The organism is Priestia sp. P5_B4 (genome assembly GCF_056400385.1).
On the sequence record NZ_JBFULJ010001434.1, the window covers coordinates 1 to 609 of the forward strand.

A 609-nucleotide genomic window follows, 5' to 3' on the forward strand; every position below is an offset into this window, starting at 1 on the left:
ATCTTTTTCTCTTCAATGTGATAAGATTGCTTAATTTGTTCCTGGAGATTACCAGAGGGAATCCATGGTTTAGAAGGAATATCAAGCTGATTGAATACTCGTAAAGTCTGCTTTATATCTCCAACCAATTCGACCTCTATAGGGTAATATTCATCTACTTCTGCCGGTAAAGTATCTATATGTAAAATTGATGTTTTTTCTGTGTTCCATTCTTTGGGTAACCTTTCGACAAGATCAAACCCAATTACAATAAGTAGATCAGCTTCCTTTAAGCCTGCTAGCACTTCATCTTTTTCATTAAATCCAAACGTAAAGAAATTTTGTGGGTGATCTTTAGACAGTACACCTTTAGCCATATAACTATGGGTAACCGGTGATTGAAGGCGTTCAATAAATGGTTGAAGCTCATCCACAGCTCCCTGTCTAACAGCGCCGTTACCGATAATAACAAAAGGTCTCTCATACTGTTTAATAAGAGTATTGGCAGCCTGAATTGACTCCAATATAGGTATGCTTACGGGTATAGATGTAGGTAAAATAGGTTTAATGGGAACGATTTGAGTTGCTAAGTCTTCTGGCAATTCTACTACTACGGGTCCTGGCTTTTCC

General features: G+C 37.8%; 1 pseudogene. It reads right to left on the reverse strand.

The annotated features are described in order from the left end of the window. Nucleotides 1-609, reverse strand: a pseudogene (locus AC1DRF_RS31440) (acetolactate synthase large subunit); the annotation flags it as partial.